The sequence below is a fragment of the Rhodococcus aetherivorans genome, from assembly GCF_011058165.1.
GTDB classification, from domain to species: domain Bacteria; phylum Actinomycetota; class Actinomycetes; order Mycobacteriales; family Mycobacteriaceae; genus Rhodococcus; species Rhodococcus aetherivorans.
In genome coordinates this window covers 37,531-55,281 of record NZ_JAALEG010000018.1, presented here as the reverse complement: position 1 = coordinate 55,281, position 17,751 = coordinate 37,531, and the positions used below count along the sequence as shown (strand labels likewise).

15 protein-coding genes are annotated in these 17,751 nt (G+C 70.8%); 5 read left to right on the top strand and 10 right to left on the bottom strand.

The window, feature by feature from the left end:
- Positions 1 to 56 precede the first annotated feature (56 nt).
- On the top strand, positions 57 to 1,058 hold the full coding sequence (locus G6039_RS10275; RefSeq protein ID WP_174824773.1) for an alpha/beta hydrolase: 1,002 nt from the start codon (positions 57 to 59) through the stop codon (positions 1,056 to 1,058).
- Positions 1,051 to 1,929 (top strand): oxidoreductase, encoded by an 879-nt coding sequence (locus G6039_RS10270; protein WP_006946928.1) that lies wholly within the window; start codon positions 1,051 to 1,053, stop codon positions 1,927 to 1,929. The genes G6039_RS10275 and G6039_RS10270 overlap by 8 nt, the downstream gene beginning before the upstream one ends.
- On the opposite strand, the gene G6039_RS10265 is transcribed toward G6039_RS10270, so the two are convergent.
- The 3 genes from G6039_RS10265 to G6039_RS10255 form a co-directional block, all read right to left on the bottom strand.
- Positions 1,904 to 2,650: an aspartate/glutamate racemase family protein gene (locus G6039_RS10265; protein ID WP_029541727.1), complete on the bottom strand. Its 747-nt coding sequence runs from the start codon at positions 2,648 to 2,650 to the stop codon at positions 1,904 to 1,906. The two genes, G6039_RS10270 and G6039_RS10265, sit on opposite strands and share 26 nt — an antisense overlap.
- A 5-nt stretch (positions 2,651 to 2,655) precedes the next feature.
- Entirely contained in the window at positions 2,656 to 4,227 is a 1,572-nt protein-coding gene (locus G6039_RS10260; RefSeq protein ID WP_029541729.1) for an NCS1 family nucleobase:cation symporter-1, read from the bottom strand.
- Positions 4,228 to 4,354: 127 nt separating this feature from the next.
- Positions 4,355 to 5,095 (bottom strand): GntR family transcriptional regulator, encoded by a 741-nt coding sequence (locus G6039_RS10255; protein ID WP_043799849.1) that lies wholly within the window; start codon positions 5,093 to 5,095, stop codon positions 4,355 to 4,357.
- A 167-nt stretch (positions 5,096 to 5,262) separates the two neighbouring features.
- Here G6039_RS10255 and G6039_RS10250 point away from each other — a divergent pair, with 167 nt between their 5' ends.
- Positions 5,263 to 6,132, top strand: coding sequence for an oxidoreductase (locus G6039_RS10250; protein ID WP_043799891.1), 870 nt, complete (start codon positions 5,263 to 5,265; stop codon positions 6,130 to 6,132).
- A 64-nt stretch (positions 6,133 to 6,196) separates the two neighbouring features.
- On the opposite strand, the gene G6039_RS10245 is transcribed toward G6039_RS10250, so the two are convergent.
- The 4 genes from G6039_RS10245 to gvpJ all read right to left on the bottom strand — a co-directional run bounded on the left by G6039_RS10245 (position 6,197) and on the right by gvpJ (position 9,932).
- A complete protein-coding gene (locus tag G6039_RS10245) occupies positions 6,197 to 7,267 on the bottom strand; it encodes a potassium channel family protein (RefSeq protein ID WP_006946916.1) in 1,071 nt (356 codons plus the stop codon).
- A gap of 96 nt (positions 7,268 to 7,363) precedes the next feature.
- Entirely contained in the window at positions 7,364 to 8,002 is a 639-nt protein-coding gene (locus G6039_RS10240; RefSeq protein WP_029541736.1) for a potassium channel family protein, read from the bottom strand.
- 19 nt (positions 8,003 to 8,021) lie between these two features.
- The gene (locus G6039_RS10235; protein ID WP_006946913.1) at positions 8,022 to 9,398 is read right to left on the bottom strand and encodes a TrkH family potassium uptake protein; all 1,377 of its coding nucleotides are present in this window, start codon (positions 9,396 to 9,398) and stop codon (positions 8,022 to 8,024) included.
- Between the two features lie 114 nt (positions 9,399 to 9,512).
- Positions 9,513 to 9,932, bottom strand: coding sequence for a gas vesicle protein GvpJ (gene gvpJ / locus G6039_RS10230; RefSeq protein ID WP_006946912.1), 420 nt, complete (start codon positions 9,930 to 9,932; stop codon positions 9,513 to 9,515).
- A gap of 395 nt (positions 9,933 to 10,327) precedes the next feature.
- Here gvpJ and G6039_RS10225 point away from each other — a divergent pair, with 395 nt between their 5' ends.
- A complete protein-coding gene (locus G6039_RS10225; RefSeq protein ID WP_043799852.1) occupies positions 10,328 to 11,713 on the top strand; it encodes a wax ester/triacylglycerol synthase family O-acyltransferase in 1,386 nt (461 codons plus the stop codon).
- Here G6039_RS10225 and G6039_RS10220 read toward each other — a convergent pair.
- The 3 genes from G6039_RS10220 to G6039_RS10210 all read right to left on the bottom strand — a co-directional run bounded on the left by G6039_RS10220 (position 11,673) and on the right by G6039_RS10210 (position 14,997).
- Positions 11,673 to 13,988 carry a DEAD/DEAH box helicase gene (locus G6039_RS10220; RefSeq protein WP_006946907.1) on the bottom strand — a complete coding sequence of 772 codons (2,316 nt, stop codon included), beginning with the start codon at positions 13,986 to 13,988 and terminating at the stop codon, positions 11,673 to 11,675. The two genes, G6039_RS10225 and G6039_RS10220, sit on opposite strands and share 41 nt — an antisense overlap.
- Before the next feature lie 98 nt (positions 13,989 to 14,086).
- Complete coding sequence (locus tag G6039_RS10215) at positions 14,087 to 14,509, bottom strand: organic hydroperoxide resistance protein (protein WP_029541741.1); 423 nt, start codon at positions 14,507 to 14,509, stop codon at positions 14,087 to 14,089.
- A complete protein-coding gene (locus tag G6039_RS10210) occupies positions 14,506 to 14,997 on the bottom strand; it encodes a MarR family winged helix-turn-helix transcriptional regulator (protein ID WP_006946904.1) in 492 nt (163 codons plus the stop codon). The genes G6039_RS10215 and G6039_RS10210 overlap by 4 nt, the downstream gene beginning before the upstream one ends.
- Before the next feature lie 149 nt (positions 14,998 to 15,146).
- Here G6039_RS10210 and G6039_RS10205 point away from each other — a divergent pair, with 149 nt between their 5' ends.
- Complete coding sequence (locus G6039_RS10205) at positions 15,147 to 17,573, top strand: ATP-dependent Clp protease ATP-binding subunit (protein WP_029541747.1); 2,427 nt, start codon at positions 15,147 to 15,149, stop codon at positions 17,571 to 17,573.
- The last annotated feature ends 178 nt before the right edge of the window (positions 17,574 to 17,751 follow it).

Here is a 17,751-nt window from a genome sequence, read left to right as displayed (position 1 = left end):
TACCGTGTTGTTGCGTAACTGTCGGGGCCACAGTTGTTGTTGCTACAGATGTGCTGATGGAGCCTGGTGTGACTCATACTTCCAGAACCAAGGCCGGACGCCGGGGGGTTCGGGCGCTCGTCCGATTCCTGATCGCGGCGCTCGTGCTGCCGCTCGCGGTGGCCTTCGCCGGCGCGGGCACCGCCTCGGCGGACCCCTACTCCCGCCTGCGGGAACACTGGGTGCCGGCGCCGGGCGGGGTCGGCCAGATCAAGGTCCGCATCTGGCTGGCGAACAACGGCAGCAACAAGGCCATGTACCTGCTCGACGGCCTGCGCGCCACCAACGACGTGAGCGGCTGGGAGCACGAGACGAACGCCGCGTGGCTGTCGGATCACGGCGTCAACGTGGTGATGCCGGTCGGCGGCCAGTCCAGCTTCTACACGGACTGGTACGCGCCGAGCAACCTCAACGGCCAGCGCTACACCTACAAGTGGGAGTCCTTCCTCACCCAGAACCTGCCGGACTTCCTGGCCGGTACGTACGGCATCGACCGTTCCAGCAACGCGATCGTGGGCCTGTCGATGGGAGGCAACGCGGCGCTGATCCTCGCGGCCTACCACCGCGACCAGTTCCGCTTCGCCGGTTCCATGTCCGGTTACCTGAACCTGTCCGCGCCCGGTATGCGGGAGGCGATCCGCCTCGCGATGATCGACTCCGGCGGCTACAACGCCGACTCGATGTGGGGCCCGCCGTGGAACTCGGCGTGGCTGCGCAACGACCCGTTCGTCGCCGCGCCCAGCATGCGGGGGCTGCCGATGTGGATCTCCGCGGGCAGCGGCCTGCCCGGCCAGCACGACCGGCCGAACTCCGCGATCGGGGTGTTCAACACGGGTAACGCGATGGGACTCGAGGCGCTCGCCCTGGCGCAGAACCGCGCGTTCCAGGTGCGGTTGGCGACCCTGGGCATCAACTCCGCCCACTTCGACTTCCCGGCCGCCGGCACCCACACGTGGGGTTACTGGCAGGACCAGCTGTGGGCGATGCTGCCCATGATGAAGTCCTCCATCGGTGCCTGAACGGTTCTCCCCGCCGGCACCCGGCACCCTGCGGGGCCGCACCTTCGTGGTGACCGGCGCGAACAGCGGCCTCGGTGCGGCCACCGCCCGGGCGCTCGGTGCCGCCGGTGCCGACGTGGTGCTCGCGTGCCGGAACGTGGCCAGGGGCGAGGCGGTCGCGCGGGATATCGGCCCGCACGCGCAGGTGCGCCGGCTCGATCTCGCCGACCTGGCGTCGGTGCGGGAGTTCGCGTCGGGCATCGAGACCGTCGACGTGCTCGTCAACAACGCCGGCGTGATGGGTGTGCCGCTGAGCCGCACGGTGGACGGCTTCGAGATGCAGATGGGCACCAACCACCTCGGGCACTTCGCGCTGACCGGGCTGCTGCTCGATCGGCTCACCGACCGCGTGGTCACCGTCTCGAGCATGAGTCACCGGTTCGGGCGCATCCATCTCGACGACCTGAACTGGGAGCGCCGCCGGCACTACAGCCGCTCGCTGGCCTACGCGGAATCCAAGCTGGCGAACCTGATGTTCAGCCTCGAGCTCGGGCGCCGGCTGGCGGCCGCCGGATCGCCGCTGCGGGCGGTGGCCGCGCATCCGGGCTACGCGGCCACCGACGTCGGCACGCACACCGGAACGTGGTTCGACCAGTTGTTCCGCCTCGGGAAGAGAGTGCTCGAGCGCACCCCGGCCCAGGGCGCCGAATCCGTGGTGGTGGCCGCCGCCGATCCCGAGGTGACCGGCGGCTACATCGGGCCGGACCGCTTCTTCGAGCTGTACGGCCCGCCGACCGTGGCCGCCTACAGCCGCCGCGCCGGAGATCCGGACACCGCCCGGCAACTGTGGGAGCTGTCGGAGAAGCTCACGGGCGTGCGGTTCGAGCTCTAGCGAACGGCGCCAGCAGGCCCGCGTACGGCTTCGCCGGCGGGACGGCGAACTCGCCCCGTTTGCCGGTGCGCAGACCCAGCGTGACCAGGGACTGGACGAACAACGTCGCCGCGGCCACCCCGTCCACGACCGGGGCGCCGAGCTCCTCGGAGATGTGTGCGCACAGGTCGGCCATGCCGGCACACCCGAGCACGACGGCGTCGGAGCCGTCCGAGTCGAGCGCCTCGAAACAGGCCTCCGTGACGATCTTGCGGGCGTCGGGATCGGTCTCGAGGTCCAGCACCGGCAGCTCGCACGCGTGCACGCCGAGGCAGGACCGGCGCAGGCCGTACCGTTCGGCCAGATCCCACGTCCGGCCGGTGGTCCGGCCCAGCGTCGTGACGACGGAGAAGCCACGACCCAGGAGCGCGGCCGCGTGCATGGCGGCCTCCGCGATGCCGACGACGGGCCCGGCGGCGATCTCCCGCGCTGCGTCGAGCCCCGGGTCGCCGAAACAGGCGATGACGTATCCGTCGACGCCGGCCTCCTCGCCCGCGGCGATCTCGGCGAGCACACCCGGTACGGCGAGCGCCTCGTCGTAGTGGCTCTCGATCGAGGCGGGACCCATCGTGGGGCTGACCGCCTCGACATCGGTGCCCGGGCCGGCGACGGTCCGGGCACACGCCTCGATGGTGGCGGTCATCGACCGGGTGGTGTTCGGGTTGACGACCTTGATGCGCATTCCGATCAGCCCACGCTCACCGGTTCGGCGGAACCGTCGCCGACGCGGACCGCGAGGGCGGTGCGGGTGGCGAGGACGTAGTAGACGGCCAGGCCGAGGCCGCACCCGATGAACCAGCTGTACTGCGCGGCGGTGTGCATGCCGGGCGCGGACTTGACCAGCACCGGGATCACCGCGACGGCGGCGCCGACGACGGTGGCGATCACCGCGGCGGGGTTGTAGCCCTTGCGGTACCAGTACGCGCCGCGCTCGGACATGGTGAACAGATCGTCGACGATCACCTTCTGCCTCCGCACCAGGTAGTAGTCCGCGATCAGGATGCCGAACAGCGGACCGATGAACGCGCCGAGCGTCTCGAGGGTGTAGTGGATGACATCGGGGTTGTTGTACAGGTTCCACGGGGTGATCAGCACCGAGCCGACGGCGGCGATCATTCCGCCGGCGCGCCAGCTGATCCGCTGGGGGCTGACGTTGGAGAAGTCGAAGGCGGGGGAGATGAAGTTGGCGACGATGTTGATGCCGATGGTGGCGACGGTGAACGTCAGGGCACCGAGCACGATCGCGAAGGTCGAGTCGATGCGGGCGACCGTTTCGACGGGATCGGTGATCAGCTCGCCGTACACGGGCAGGGTCAGCGACGCGGTGATCACCACGAGCAGCGAGAACACCAGGAAGTTGACCGGCAGGCCGAGGAGGTTGCCCTTCTTCACCGCGGCGAAGGACTTTCCGTAGCGGGAGAAATCGCCGAAGTTCAGCATCGGTCCGGAGAAGTAGGACACCACCAGCGCAATCGCGCCCAGCATCACCGGAATCGCATCCAGGCCCGTGTAGGTCACCGAGCCGAGATTCAGATCGATTGCGCTCCAACCGGCCTGGGAGATCAGGTAGCCGCACAGCAGGAACATCACGACATAGACTGCGGGACCGCAGAAGTCGATGAACCTACGGATCGACTCCATGCCGCGCCAGAATACGCAGGCCTGCACGATCCACAGGGTCAGGAAGCTGCCCCAGCCCAGGGCGGAGAGTCCGGCGAAGCCGTAGTCCTCCACCACCGCGTACGGGGCCAGCGACGGGAACAGCTTGATCAGCACCACATCGAGCGCCGCCGAGGCGAGGAACGTCTGGATTCCGTACCAGGCCACCGCGATCAGGCCGCGGATGATCGCGGGTATGTTCGCGCCGAGCACCCCGAAGACGCTGCGGCAGATCACCGGATAGGGCACGCCGGTCACCTGACTGGGCTTGGCGACGAGGTTGCAGAAGAAGTAGACGATCGTGATGCCGGCGAGCAGGGCCACCAGCACCTGCCAGCTGGCCAGGCCGAGGGCGAAGAGGCTGCCGGCGGTGACGTAGCCCCCGACGCTGTGCACGTCGGACATCCAGAACGCGAAGATGTTGTACGAGCCCCAGCTCTGCTTCTTCAGCGGGGCGAGGTCCTCGTTGGTGAGCCGCGGGTCGTAGTCCGGCTCGACCAGCCCGCCGCCGACGGGGTGGCCCGCCGCTTCGACGAGGTCGTCGGCGCCGAGCACGGCGCCGCGCGGCAGATCACGGCGGGGAGAGATCAATTCGGTCATGGGTACTCCTGGACGTCGACGACCGGCGGGGCGCCGATCGGTTCGGCACGGCGCAGGTCCGCGAGGAAGGCAGTGGACCCGGAATCTCAGCGACGGTGGTGAATTCCGATGAGGTGAACGGTAACGATCAGGTGTTGCCGGTGGGTTTCCCGATCGGTATATCTTCCGGGGTCAGCAACCCGGCGTCGGCGGGCAGCGTCGCGATCACGGAATCGAGCCGATGGTTGTGGGCGTCGGCGGCGGCGAGGAGCCCCGCCGTGTCCCGGGCCAGGAACGCGGTCAGCATCCGCTCGTGCTCGGCATGCAGAACCGTCCGCTGCACCGCGGACACGTGCACCATCGGTTGCACGGGTTCGGTGATGTTCCAAGCCGATTCGAGCATGTGCAGCAGCCGGTGCATGCGCGACGGGCCGGCCAGCGCCAGGTGGAACTCGCGGCTCTCGCGGTGGTAGGTGTGCGGATCGTCGTCGGCGACGGCGCGTTCGAGGCGTGCGTGGACCCATGCGGCGTGGGCGTGATCGGCTTCGGTGGCCAGCGCCACCGCCGCCGTCAGTGCTGCCGTCTCGAGGGTTTCCCGCACGAGATACATCTCGCGGAGTTCGGCGGCGGTCAGCCGGGCGACGGCGTATCCGTGGTTCCGCCGGTGGTCGACGAGTCCCTCGCCGATGAGGGTTTTCAGCGATTCCCGGATCGGGATGCGGCTGACGCCGAACAGTTCCGCCACCTCGGGTACCGGGATGGGGGTTCCCGGCGGGACGGCGCCGGAGAGGATGACGCGGCGCAGTTCGTCGAGGATGGCCTGCTGGGGACGGCCGGGGGTCCCGGATTCGAGCCGGTCGAGCAGTATCGACCTGCGACGTGGCGGCACGGGACCCCTCCTACTGCTCCCTTCGGAATTCCGGCGCGACGGGCGACGGAAGCGAGGCGACCCTATCGCCGGCCTGTTTCGGGAACGTGTCGGCGACGTGTCGGCGCCGGGCGGGTGGCCGAGCGGGTTCCTTTCCCGGATGTCCCGTTCCCCGTAGGGTGGCCGACATGACGGCTTGGACCACACGCGACATCCCGAAGCAGGACGGCCGCACCTTCGTGGTGACGGGCGCCAACAGCGGCCTGGGCGAGGTGGCGGCCCGCGCACTCGGGGCCGCGGGGGCGCGGGTGGTGCTGGCGTGCCGGAACGTGGCCAAGGGCGAGGCCGTGGCCCGGGAGATCGGGCCCAACGCGCAGGTGCGGCGCCTCGATCTGGCCGACCTGGCATCGGTGCGTGAATTCGCCGGGGGCGTCGACGAGGTCGACGTGCTGGTCAACAACGCCGGCGTGATGGCAGTACCGCTGCGCCGCACCGTCGACGGATTCGAGATGCAGATCGGAACCAATCACCTCGGCCACTTCGCCCTCACCGCCCTGCTGGGCGAGCGCGTCACCGACCGCGTGGTGACGATGTCGAGCGGCATGCACCGGATCGGCCGCATCGATCTCGACGACCTGAACTGGGAGCACCGTCGCTACGACCGGTGGCTGGCGTACGGGCAGTCGAAGCTGGCCAACCTGCTGTTCACCCACGAGCTGCAGCGCCGGCTCACCGAGCAGCAGTCCCCGGTCGTGGCGGTGGCCGCGCACCCGGGATACTCCTCGACGAACCTGCAGTCACACACCGAGTCGATCCAGGACGTGTTCCTGGGCGTGGCGAACCGGCTGGTGGGGCAGTCCCCGCAGACCGGAGCGCTGCCGCTGCTGTACGCGGCCACCGCGCCCGGCGTCGAGCCCGGCGGGTACTACGGTCCCGGTGGCCTGTTCGAGCTGCGGGGCGCCCCCGAGCGTGTCGAATCCAATTCGCGCTCGCACGACGAGGCTGTCGCCCGCGGACTCTGGGAGCTGTCGGCGCGGCTGTGCGCCCCGGCCGGATAGCGGAACCCGGGACGGCAACCGCACGGTCGGTCCGAGACGCCCCGGCCGGTCCGGGACGTTCCGATCAGTCCGAGACGCGCCGGAGGTAGAGCAGCCGGTCGCCGGCCTCCACCGCCTCGACCTCCGGGGACCCGACACGCAGCAGGCGGCCGTTGCGTTCGACGCCCAGGACGATGTCGGGGAGGTGCCGCGGTGAGCCGCCGACCTCGCCGGGTTCGACCTCGCGTTCGGCGATCGCGAAGCCTTCCTCCGGGGTGAGCAGGTCCTCGATCATTTCCACGACGTTCGGGGTGATGGTGGCGGCTCCGAGCAACCGGCCCGCCGTCTCGGAGGAGATCACCACCGTGTCGGCGCCCGACTGTCGGAGCAGATGGGTGTTCTCCGATTCGCGGATGGCCACGACGATCTTGGCGGCGGGGGCGAGTTCACGGGCGGTGAGGGTGACGAGCACCGCGGTGTCGTCGCGGTTGGCGGCGACGACGATCGAGTCGCAGTGCGGCACCCCGGCCAGGCGCAGCACGTCGGACTTGGTCGCCGAGCCCTGGACGGTGACCAAGCCCTGGCCGCTGGCGGCGTCGAGCACCACGGGGTCGGTGTCGACGACGACGATGTCCGAGGGCGCGGCGCCGTCGCCGAGCATCGCCTCGACCGCGGTGCGGCCCTTGGTGCCGTAGCCGGCGACGACGGTGTGGTTGCGCACGCGGTGTCGCCAGCGTTGGATGCGGAAGGTTTGGCGGGAGCTCTCGGTCAGGGCGGAGAGGGTGGTGCCGACCAGGATGATGAGGAAGAAGATCCGCAGCGGGGTGATGACCAGGACGTTGACGAGGCGGGCCTGCGGTGTGATGGGGGTGATGTCGCCGTAGCCGGTGGTCGAGAGCGACACCGTCGCGTAGTAGAGGCAGTCCAGCAACGACAGTTCGTTGTCCTGGGCGTCGGAGTAGCCGTCGCGGTCGAGGTAGACGACGAGCACCACCAGGGCCAGGGCGATCAGGGCGTACCCGATCCGGCGCACGATCGCCCGGCCCGGGCTGGTCTGTAGCTGCGGCACCCGCAGGATGCCCACCAGCGCGAAGTCGGGTCGCTCGGTCAGGGCGTCGGAACGGCTGAACCGGGTCCTCAGCGTGCTACCGGGCACGACCGGTGCCGTTCGGTGCCGCGGCCGGGTGGGGGTCCGGTCGCTCCTGGTGCGCTGTCGGTGACATCGTCTGCAGCCTACGTCGTTCCGGTGCTGTCAGGTGAGTTCGCTGAATCGTTCGGTGTTCCGGACCCGCCCGGAGACGATGATGGTGTCCCCGGGGGCGAGGACGGTGTCGGCGGTGGCGTAGGTGAAGTCCTCGCCGGGACGTTTGATCGCCACGACGGTCACGCCGAAGTCGGAGCGGACGGCGGTGTCGCCGAGGCGCCGGCCGATCGCGAACGCCGGCGGGGTCGTCTTGACCATCGCGAAGCCGTCGTCGAACTCGATGTAGTCGATCATCCGGCCGCGCACCAGGTGGGCGACCCGCTTGCCCATGTCGTGCTCCGGCCGGACGACGTGGTGCACCCCGATCTGGGTGAGGATCTTCGCGTGCGCGTTGCTGATCGCCTTGGCCCAGATGTTGTGCACGCCCAGGTTGATCAGGGCGGAGGCGGTGAGCAGGCTGGCCTCGAGATCGGAACCGATTCCCACGACGGCGCGGCCGTACTCGTGCACCGACAGTTGCCGCAGCGATTCCTCGTCGGTGGTGTCGGCGACCACGGCGTGGGTCAGGCGGTGGGCGACCTTCTGCACCACGGCGTCGCTGGAGTCGATGCCGAGGACCTCGGTGCCCTGGCTCATCAGCTCGAGCGCGAGCGACTTGCCGAACCGCCCGAGCCCGAGCACGACCACCACGTCGGCGGCGGATTTCCTAGCCAATGAAGGGCCTTTCTTCCGGGAGTTCGTAGCGCCGGCCGCGATCGCGGGCGGCGAGAGCGCTCACGAGGGTGATCGATCCGATGCGGCCCAGATACATCAGGAGCACCAGGATCAGCTGCCCCCAGACGGGCAGCTGCGCCGTGATCCCGGTGGACAGGCCGACGGTGGCGAACGCGGAGGTGACCTCGAACAACAGGACGTTGAGGTCGAACGAGGTCCCCGCCAACAGGGCGATGGTCGGCACCATCACCAGGGCGACACCGATCAGGGCCACCGACAACGCCTGACGCTGGACCCGGGTGTCGATGCGCCGGTCGAAGACGCTCACCGAGCGCTCGCCGCGGGCCTCGGCGAGGATGACGAACAGCAGAAGGACGAAGGTGGTGACCTTGATTCCGCCGGCGGTGCCGCCGCTGCCGCCGCCGATGAACATGAGCACGTCCGTCACCAGGAGGGTGGCCGGGTCCATCTGGGCGTAGTCGACGCTGTTGAAGCCGGCGGTGCGGGGCATCACGCCCTGGAACGCGGCGACGAGCAGCTTCTGGCCGAAGTGGTAGTGCTGCAGGGTGCGGGTCCACTCGAGCACCAGCACCAGCATCGGTCCCACCACCAACAGCACCGCGGTGACGGTCACGGTCAGGCGGGTGTGCAGGCTCCAGCGGTGGCTGCGGCCGCGCAGGTGCCGGGTCACTTCGAACAGGACCGGGAACCCGATGCCGCCCAGGATCACCGCGAGCATCAGCGGCACGCAGATCCACGGATCGTCGGCGAAGCCGATGATGTTGTCGCTGTAGAGCGCGAAGCCGGCGTTGTTGAACGCCGAGACGGAATGGAACACTCCCAGCCACACCGCACGCAGGGGCGGCTCCTCGTAGCCGAGCGCAAACCGCAGGGCGAGCGCCACCGCGGTGACCGACTCGATGAACACGCTCATCCGCACGACGCCGACGACGACCGAGCGGACGTCGCCGAGCCCCGACGCACGCACCTCGGCCGCGGTATTCAATCGGGCCTTGAGGCCGATCCGGTTCGCGAGCAGCAGGCCGACGAGCGAGGCCATGGTCATGATCCCGAACCCGCCGGCCTGGATCAGGGCCAGGATGATGCCCTGGCCGAAGCCGGACCAGTGCGTGGGCGTGTCGACGACGACCAGGCCCGTCAGGCACATCGCCGAGGTAGCGGTGAACAGGGCGTCGACGAGGGAAGTCGCGGTACCGGGCAGGCTCGCCGCGGGCGTGAGGAGCAGGAGCGTGCCGACGGCGATCGCGGCGGCGAAGCTCAGCGCCACGACCCGGACAGGAGTGAGCGTCGCCCGCGCCGCCATGCGCCGCAGCAGGGACGGCGCGAACGCACCGGTGCGTGTCCTCACCCGGAGGCGACTAGACCCGCTCCGGGCCGCCGGGGAACCGGACGGCGGTGGCCGGAGTTCGGACCCATGCCATGACGGCGGCGGGTGCGGGCCGCCGATCGGCGGAGGTGAACGTCACCGGTCTCTGCTGCGGGATCGGCGTGGCGCCGGCTCCCGTTCGTCCTCGTTGCCGGCGAGCAGGCCACGGACCCGTTCGCCGGCGGAGTCCAGTGCGCCCTTCGTCTTGTGCTCGGCGGCCTTCTCGACGACGTTCCCGGCCACGCCGCCGACGACGTCCGTCAGGCCCTTCGGCTCGGTCGTGGAGATCTCGAGCCTGTTGACTGCCTCGGCGAAACGCAGGTAGGTGTCGACGCTCGCCACCACGACCCGTGCGTCGATCGTGATGATCTCGATGCCCACGAGCGAGACGCGGACGAATGCGTCGATGACGAGTCCCTTGTCGAGGATGGTGTCGATGACGTCGGCGAGGCCGGACGAGTTCGGCCGTGCCATCGTGCCGCCGCCCCCACCTCCGCCTGCGGATTGGATGGTCATGGTCCGCGCTCCTGTCGCTCCAACGGTCCGCGAGCCGCCGCGCCGCGCGGGAGACCTCTCGTGGGGCGGTGCCCGTGTAAGGGCTATAGCCACGCGCTCCCGAGTCGAAACACGCCCGCGCGGAGAAATAAGGGCGGGACCAGCTCCAAAGACATACCGTGCGACCGGTTTGTTGCTATCGTCGCTTCGGGCCGCGATCCCGGCAGGGAGGTCACTCCGCCTGGCATGCGAGCGGGGAGTCCCGGCCCCCTACGTCTCCGCGTCGTCCGGGACTGGACGAGGGGTAGTCCCCGCGGCGCGGAGACGTCACACCATTTCCGCGCGTCGCGGGCACGTCCCTGCGGAGATGGCCGGGTTACCGCACGCGCGGGCTGTTTCGGCGCCACGATGGGGGAATGCAGGTGATGAGCCTTCCCGAGGCGCTGTTCGTGCTGCTCGAAACCTCGTCGCGTCCACTGCACCTCGGGGCTCTCGCGTTGTTCGAGCCCCCGCCGGATGCCGGGGACGACCACGCCCGTCGCATGTACGAGACCCTGCTCGCCCACGACGAGGTGGCGGATGCGCTGCGCCGGCGTCCGGTGCGGACGCTGCGCGGGGCCGGCTACCCGTGGTGGTCGCGTCCCGAGGACGTCGACCTGCGGTTTCACGTACGTCACACCGCCGTGCCCGGATCCGGTTCGATGGCCGACCTGCTGGCCCTCGTCTCCCGGATCCACGGCTCCCCGCTCGACCCGCTCCACCCGATGTGGGAGGTGTACGTCATCGAGGGACTCGAGGACGGGCGCACCGCGATGTACGCGAAGATCCACCTGTCCCTCGCCGACGGCCCGGCCGGCCTGCGCCTGCTGCACCGGAGCATGTCCACCGACCCCGGCGCCCGCGACTGCCCCGCGCCGTGGAGCCCGGAGGTGGTGGCCCCCCGGGCTCGGCTGTCGCCCCTTCCCACCTCGTGGCTGCGCGCCGGGCTCCGGGTCGGCGCGGAGGTGTTCGCGATGACCCCGGAGATCGGCAGGCTGGTCACGGAGGGCGTGCGCCGGCACCAGGTGGCGCTGCCGTGGCAGACGCCGCCCACGATGTTCAACGTCGCGGTGGGGCGGGGCCGGACCCTCGCGGCGCGCTCCTGGCCGATCGAGCGGCTCCACTCGGTTGCGACGTCGGCGGACACCACGATCGACGCGGTCGTGCTGACGATGTGCGCCGGCGGCCTGCGCGCGTATCTGTCCGAGCGGTACGCGCTCCCGGAGGCACCGCTGACCGCGATGCTCCCGGTGCCGATGAACCTCGGTGGCGCCGCGGTCGGTCCCGGCGGCCGCGAACCCGGCGTCGGAGCGATGGTGATCGGCCTGGCCACCGACGAACCCGATCCCGCGGTGCGGCTCGCCCGGATCGCCGACTCGCTCGTCCACACCGACCGGGTGGTCACCGCGCTGAGCGGAACCCAGTTCCTGATGCTCAGCGCGTTGTCGCTGAGCCCGCTCGCGCTCGAGCCGGTGCGGCGGTTCGTCGACGAGATCCCGCCGCCGTTCAACGTGCTGATCTCCTACCTGCCGGGACCTTCCCGCACCCGGTACTGGAACGGTGCGCGGCTGACCGGCATCTACCCCGTGCCGGCCGTGCTGAACGGGCAGGCACTGAGCATCACCCTCACCGGGAACGACGGCCGGCTCGATCTCGGGGTGGTCGGCGACCGCCACGCGGTGCCCGCCCTCGACCGGCTGGTCGAGCTCCTCGAGGGCGCGCTCACCGAACTGGAGAGCGCTGTGGGTACCCGGCCGCGGTGAAGCCGGCCGGCTCCACCGGGCACTCGCCCCTGCCGATCTGCCCGAGCAGGTCGAGGGTGCGCAGGTAGCGCCGGACGAGATCGCCCGCCGACAGATCCGACTCCGCCGCCTCGCGCAGGGCCGCGGACACGCCGTCGCCACGGGCCCACCGGTGGATCGCGCGCATCGCCACCGGATCCGGTTCGGGGCCCGCGGGCAGGCCGTGCCGGCGCTCCGCGTCGGACAGTTCCCGCCACAGCCGGACCGTCGCGCGGTACGCGGCGTCGACACCGGCCGTGGGGGCTCCGCCGCCGGGCGCCGGCCGTCGCGATTCGCCGAGCACACTCGACACGACGGCGGCCAGCTCGGCCGGATCGAGGCCCGCCCACACGCCGGTTCTCAGGCACTCGGCAACGAGAAGGTCGCTGCCGCAATAAATCCGGCCCAGCATCCGGCCGTGGTCGGTGGCCACCGCCTCGCCGGTGTACGGGTCGGACAGGATGTACCCGCGTTCGTCGAGCAGCCCGAGGACACGGTCGAACGTCTCCACGAGCCGGCCGGTGGCGGCGGCGACCTGCCCGCGCAGCACCTCGGTGTCGGCGGCCAGCGCGCGACGGCGCTCGGCGACGGTGATCAGGCGTTCCCGATCGGCGTGCCGGTGCCCGGGGTGCGAACGCACGGCCCGCGCGAGAGCGGTCACCGCGTCGGCGGTGCCGCTGGTGCGCGCCGCGGCCAGCCGCTCGCGCAACTGCTGGTACTCGGCGAAACCCTCGGCGTCCCCGAGTTCGTCGTCGAGCCGGTGGAGCGTCGCCGCGTTCGTCGTCGCCGCGGTGGCCAGCGCGGCCACCGAATGCTCCGCCTGGAACTGGGCGAAGGACCGGCCGAGCAGGTCCCGGGCTCCGGCGACGCCGAGCCGGTCGACGAGGTTGACAGCGGTGTTGTAGCCCACCCGCAGGGAGCTGTTCAGCGGGTAGGTGCGGGTGGAGGCGAGCCCCGCGACGGTGGCCGGCTGCACCTCCGGACTCCACAGCACGACCGCGTGGCCCTCCCGATCGATGCCGCGACGGCCGGCCCGTCCCGTCAACTGGGTGTACTCGCCGGCGGTGAGGCGGACCGGCCCGGCGGTGGTGTGCTTGACGAGGCGTTCGAGCACGACTGTCCGTGCGGGCATGTTGACGCCCACGGCGAGAGTCTCCGTGGCGAAGACGATCCGGACGAGGCCGAGGCCGAACAGCTCCTCCACGGCGTGCCGGAATACCGGCACCATGCCCGCGTGATGGGCGGCGAAGCCGCGTTCGAGTCCGTCGAGCCAGTCGGCGAATCCGAGCGCGTCGAGGTCGGCGGGGGAGAGGCCGGCGGTGTGCCGGTCGACGATGCGGCGGATGCGGGTGACGTCGGCGGCCTCGGTGAGCCGCAGCGACGAGCGCAGGCATTCGGCGACGGCCTCGTCGCAGCCGCTGCGGCTGAAGCGGAACCAGATCGCCGGCAGCAGCGACTCGGCCTCGAGCCGCGCGACGAGCTCGGGCCGGTCGACGCCGGCCGGGCCGGGCGTGGCCGTGCGGCGGCGCCGGCGACGCGACGGGACGGCGGGGGCGGCGTCGACGAGCTGGCGATGCGCGACGTACCGCACGAGGTTCTCGTCGATCGCACCGGTGGTGGGGGAGAACAGGTCGAACAGCCGGCCCCCGGCGAGCACGTGCTGGTGCAGCGGAACCGGCCGGGTCTCCTCGACGACGACGGTGGTCGCGCCGCGGACCCGGCCCAGCCAGGCACCGAACTCCTCGGCGTTGCTGACCGTCGCGGACAGGCTCACCAGGCGCACGGTGCCGGGTAGATAGAGGATGGCCTCCTCCCACACCGCGCCGCGCTCGCGGTCGGCGAGGTAGTGGACCTCGTCCATCACGACGTGGGTGAGCCCGTCGAGCAGGGGCGAGCGGCCGTGCAGCATGCTGCGCAGCACCTCGGTCGTCATGACGACCACGGGTGCGTGCGGGTCGACCGAGACGTCTCCGGTGAGCAGGCCGACCCGCTCGTCCCCGAGTTGCGCGGCGAGGTCGGCGTGCTTCTGGTTGCTCAGGGCCTTGATGGGCGTCGTGTAGAAGCACTTGCCGCCGGCGGCGAGCGCCAGGTGCACCGCGAACTCGCCGACGATCGTCTTGCCGGCGCCGGTGGGGGCACAGACGAGCACGTCCCGGCCCTCGTCGAGAGCGCGACAGGCGCGGACCTGGAAGTCGTCGAGCGTGAAGCCGAGTCCCGCGGTGAACTGCGCGAGCCGCGGCCCGTCCTGCCTGCACACGCAATCCACGCTACGCGTGCCTGGGGACGGACCGCGGCGAGCCGCGCGAGAGTGACCGCGGCGAGCCGCGCAGGTGTGACCGCGGCGAGCCGCGCGGGTCAGTCCTCGGTGACCTCGAGTTCGACATCGATGTTGCCGCGGGTGGCGTTCGAGTACGGGCACACCTGGTGGGCCTTCTCGGTCAGTTCGAGGGCCTGGGCGCGCGGCACGTGGGGCAGCGACACCTCGAGCGTGACCTTCAGGCCGAAGCCGCCGCCGTCGGTGCGGCCGATGCCGACGCGTGCTCCGACCGCCGAGTCGGCGACGTCGGCCTTGTCCTGCCGGGCGACGAGCTGCAGCGCCGAGTGGAAGCAGGCGGCGTATCCCGCGGCGAAGAGCTGCTCGGGATTGGTGCCCTCGCCGGTGCCGCCCATTTCGGTGGGGATGGCGAGGCCCAGGTCGAGCTTGCCGTCGGAGGTCCGGGCGCGGCCGTTGCGACCCTCTCCGGTGGCGAGTGCTTCGGCGGTGTAGAGCACGTTCATGGCTTCTCCTGTGGGGTGGCGGGATGGGGATCGGGTGTTTCGGGGCGGTGCAGCGCCTCGGTCATGCGGTGGAGCGTGTCGCGAAGGGCGGCCAGCTCGTCGGCCGCGAGGCCGCTCGCGCGGGCCATGCGCGCGGGGATGTCCTCGGCGCGGGCGCGCAGCTCGCGCCCGGCCTCGGTGAGGTGGATCTGCACGCGGCGCTCGTCGCTGCTCTGCCGCCGGCGTTCGAGCAGTCCGGCGCTCTCGAGCCGCTTGAGGAGCGGGGAGAGGGTGCCGGTGTCGAGGTCGAGGGCGTCGCACAGGTCGCGGACGCCGCGGCCGCTGTGGTCCCCGCGGCTTTCCTGTTCCCACAGGGCCAGGAGTACGAGGTACTGCGGGTAGGTGACGCCGAGCCGGTCGAGCATGCCGCGGTAGGCGGCGGTGGTGGCCCGGGAGGCGGAGTAGAGCGCGAAGCAGACCTGCCGGTCGAGCGCGAGATCGTCGGACACGAGAAATAAAGTAGCGCACCGCTATGTTGTGCACAACTGAAATTCGGGCCTCAAGGATATGGCGCACATCACACCATCTGTGGAATTGACAGGGGACCCGACACGTTAGTTGAGTGAGAAAGACTCAAGTCCGAGAGAGAGGCTTCGGAATGCCGGCATTCTTCGGGCCTGGTGGCCCTGGGCGTATCGACATCACCCGCTACCTGAGCCGTGGCACCCAGGAACTCATGGCCGCTGCGGCCCGATTCGCCGCCGAACGCGGCGACACGGACCTCGACGCGCTCCACGTCCTGCACGTGATGGCGGAACAGGACCCGGTCCGGTCGGTCATGACCCGCGCCGGGGCCGATCCCGCCGAGGTCCTGGCCGCGGTGGAGCAACGGCTCCCGCAGGAACAGACCCGCACCGCGGTCACCGCTCCCGCCCTCACCGGCGCGATCAAGACGGTGCTGCTCGAGGCGCACCAGCTCACGCGCGCCCTCGGCGCGACCTACATCGAACCCCAGCACCTGTTCGTGGCCCTCGCCGCCGACCAGGAACACGGGGTCGGAGGGCTGCTCGTCTCGGCCGGGATCACCGCTCAGTCGCTCCAGGCCGCCCTGCAGCCCGCCGCGCCCGCCGAGGCGGCGCAGGAGCAGTCCGCCACCCCCACCCTGGACAAGTACGGCGTAGACCTGACCGAGCGTGCCCGCGGCGGCGGCATCGACCCCGTCATCGGCCGTGCCGACGAGATCGAGCAGACCGTCGAGATCCTCTCCCGCCGCACCAAGAACAACCCGGTTCTGGTCGGTGAGGCCGGTGTCGGCAAGACCGCGATCGTCGAGGGTCTGGCCCAGCGCGTCGTCGACGGCGACGTCCCGGACAGCCTGCGCGGCAAGCGGATCGTGCAGCTCGACCTGACCGGTATGGTCGCCGGCACCCGGTACCGCGGCGACTTCGAGGAGCGGCTGACCAAGGTGCTCGACGAGATCGCCGCGCACTCGGACGAGCTGATCGTCTTCGTCGACGAGATCCACACCGTCGTCGGCGCGGGCGGCGGCAACGAAGGCGCGATGGATGCCGGCAACATTCTCAAGCCCAAGCTCGCCCGCGGGGAACTGCACATCGTCGGCGCCACCACGCTCGACGAGTACCGCAAGCACATCGAGAAGGATCCGGCGCTCGAGCGCCGCTTCCAGCCGGTCACCGTCGGCGAACCCGGCCACGACGACGCGGTCGCGATCCTGCGCGGCCTGCGGGACCGCTACGCCGAACACCACGGTGTGCGGTATACCGACGACGCGCTCGACGCCGCGGTGGACCTGTCGGTGCGGTACCTGCCGGACCGGCACCTGCCGGACAAGGCGATCGACCTGATCGACCAGGCCGGTGCCCGGCTGCGGCTGCGCTCACCGCGCGTCGACGAGAAGGCGTTGCGCGAGCAGCTGGCCCGGCTCGAGGCCGACAAGGACCGGGCCGTCGCGGCGGAACGCTACGAGCAGGCCTCGCGACTGCGCGACCAGATCACCGAGGTGCAGGCCCGTCTCGATGCCGGCGCCCCCGCCGGTGCCGAGGTGCCCGAGGTGACCGCGGAACTGATCGCCGAGGTCGTCTCCCGCGCCACCGGCATCCCGGCGACGCGGATGACCCAGGCGGAGAAGGAGCGGCTGCGCGGCCTCGAGGACGAACTGCACCGGCGCGTCGTCGGGCAGGACGAGGCCGTCCGGGCCGTGGCCCGGGCCGTGCGTCGCAGCCGCGCCGGCATGAGCGATCCGCATCGGCCGGTCGGCAGCTTCCTGTTCCTGGGTCCCACCGGCGTCGGCAAGACCGAGCTGGCGAAGGCGCTGGCGGAGGTGCTGTTCGGCGACGAGCGCAAGATGCTGCGGGTGGACATGAGCGAGTTCGGCGAGCGGCACACGGTCAGCCGTCTCGTGGGGGCGCCCCCGGGCTACGTCGGCTACGGCGAGGCGGGTCAGCTCACCGAGCAGGTGCGGCGCAACCCGTACTCGGTCGTGCTGCTCGACGAGATCGAGAAGGCGCACCCGGACGTGTTCAACACCCTGCTGCAGGTGCTCGACGACGGCCGGCTCACCGACGGCCAGGGCCGCACGGTCGACTTCACCAACACCGTGGTGATCATGACCAGCAACCTCGGCTCGGACATCATCTCGAGCCGCGGCGGGGCGCTGGGCTTCAGCACCGGGGACGCCGAGGCGGCCGAGAAGCCGCTGCGGGACCGGGTGATGGGTCGTCTGCGCGAGTCGATGCGGCCGGAGTTCCTCAATCGCATCGACGAGATCGTGATCTTCCGCAGGCTCGACACCGAGCAGCTGCACCGGATCACCGACCTGCTGTTGGACGACAGCCGCAAGCGACTGCACGCCAAGGGAATCGAGATCGAGTTCACCGAGGCCGCCGTCGACTGGATTGCCGAGCACGGCCACCAGCCGGAGTTCGGGGCGCGGCCGTTGCGCCGGTCCATCCAGCGCGCCGTGGACGACCGCATCGCCGACCTGCTGCTCGACGACGTGCTCGTCGAGGGTGGGCAGGTCCGAGTCGACGTCGCCGACGACGAACTGGACCTGATGGTGCGCTGACGCTGCCACCGACGCGCAGGCACGCGGGGCGGTGACCGGAACCGGTCACCGCCCCGCTTGCTGTGCAACGGGTCCGCGGGTCGTCGTCGAGCCCGGCTCCGACCGGGCGTCGGCGACGCGGCCCTGTTCCACCGGCCCCTGCGGCATTTGTCCGTTGTCCGGGCGCGCAACTTGTCAC

Coding starts and splice junctions, on each gene's coding strand:
- G6039_RS10275 (WP_174824773.1), top strand. CDS start 57: ATGGAGCCTGGTGTGACTCATACTTCCAGAACCAAGGCCGGACGCCGG.
- G6039_RS10265 (WP_029541727.1), bottom strand. CDS start 2,650: ATGCGCATCAAGGTCGTCAACCCGAACACCACCCGGTCGATGACCGCC.
- G6039_RS10260 (WP_029541729.1), bottom strand. CDS start 4,227: ATGACCGAATTGATCTCTCCCCGCCGTGATCTGCCGCGCGGCGCCGTG.
- G6039_RS10250 (WP_043799891.1), top strand. CDS start 5,263: ATGACGGCTTGGACCACACGCGACATCCCGAAGCAGGACGGCCGCACC.
- gvpJ (WP_006946912.1), bottom strand. CDS start 9,932: ATGACCATCCAATCCGCAGGCGGAGGTGGGGGCGGCGGCACGATGGCA.
- G6039_RS10225 (WP_043799852.1), top strand. CDS start 10,328: ATGCAGGTGATGAGCCTTCCCGAGGCGCTGTTCGTGCTGCTCGAAACC.
- G6039_RS10215 (WP_029541741.1), bottom strand. CDS start 14,509: ATGAACGTGCTCTACACCGCCGAAGCACTCGCCACCGGAGAGGGTCGC.
- G6039_RS10205 (WP_029541747.1), top strand. CDS start 15,147: ATGCCGGCATTCTTCGGGCCTGGTGGCCCTGGGCGTATCGACATCACC.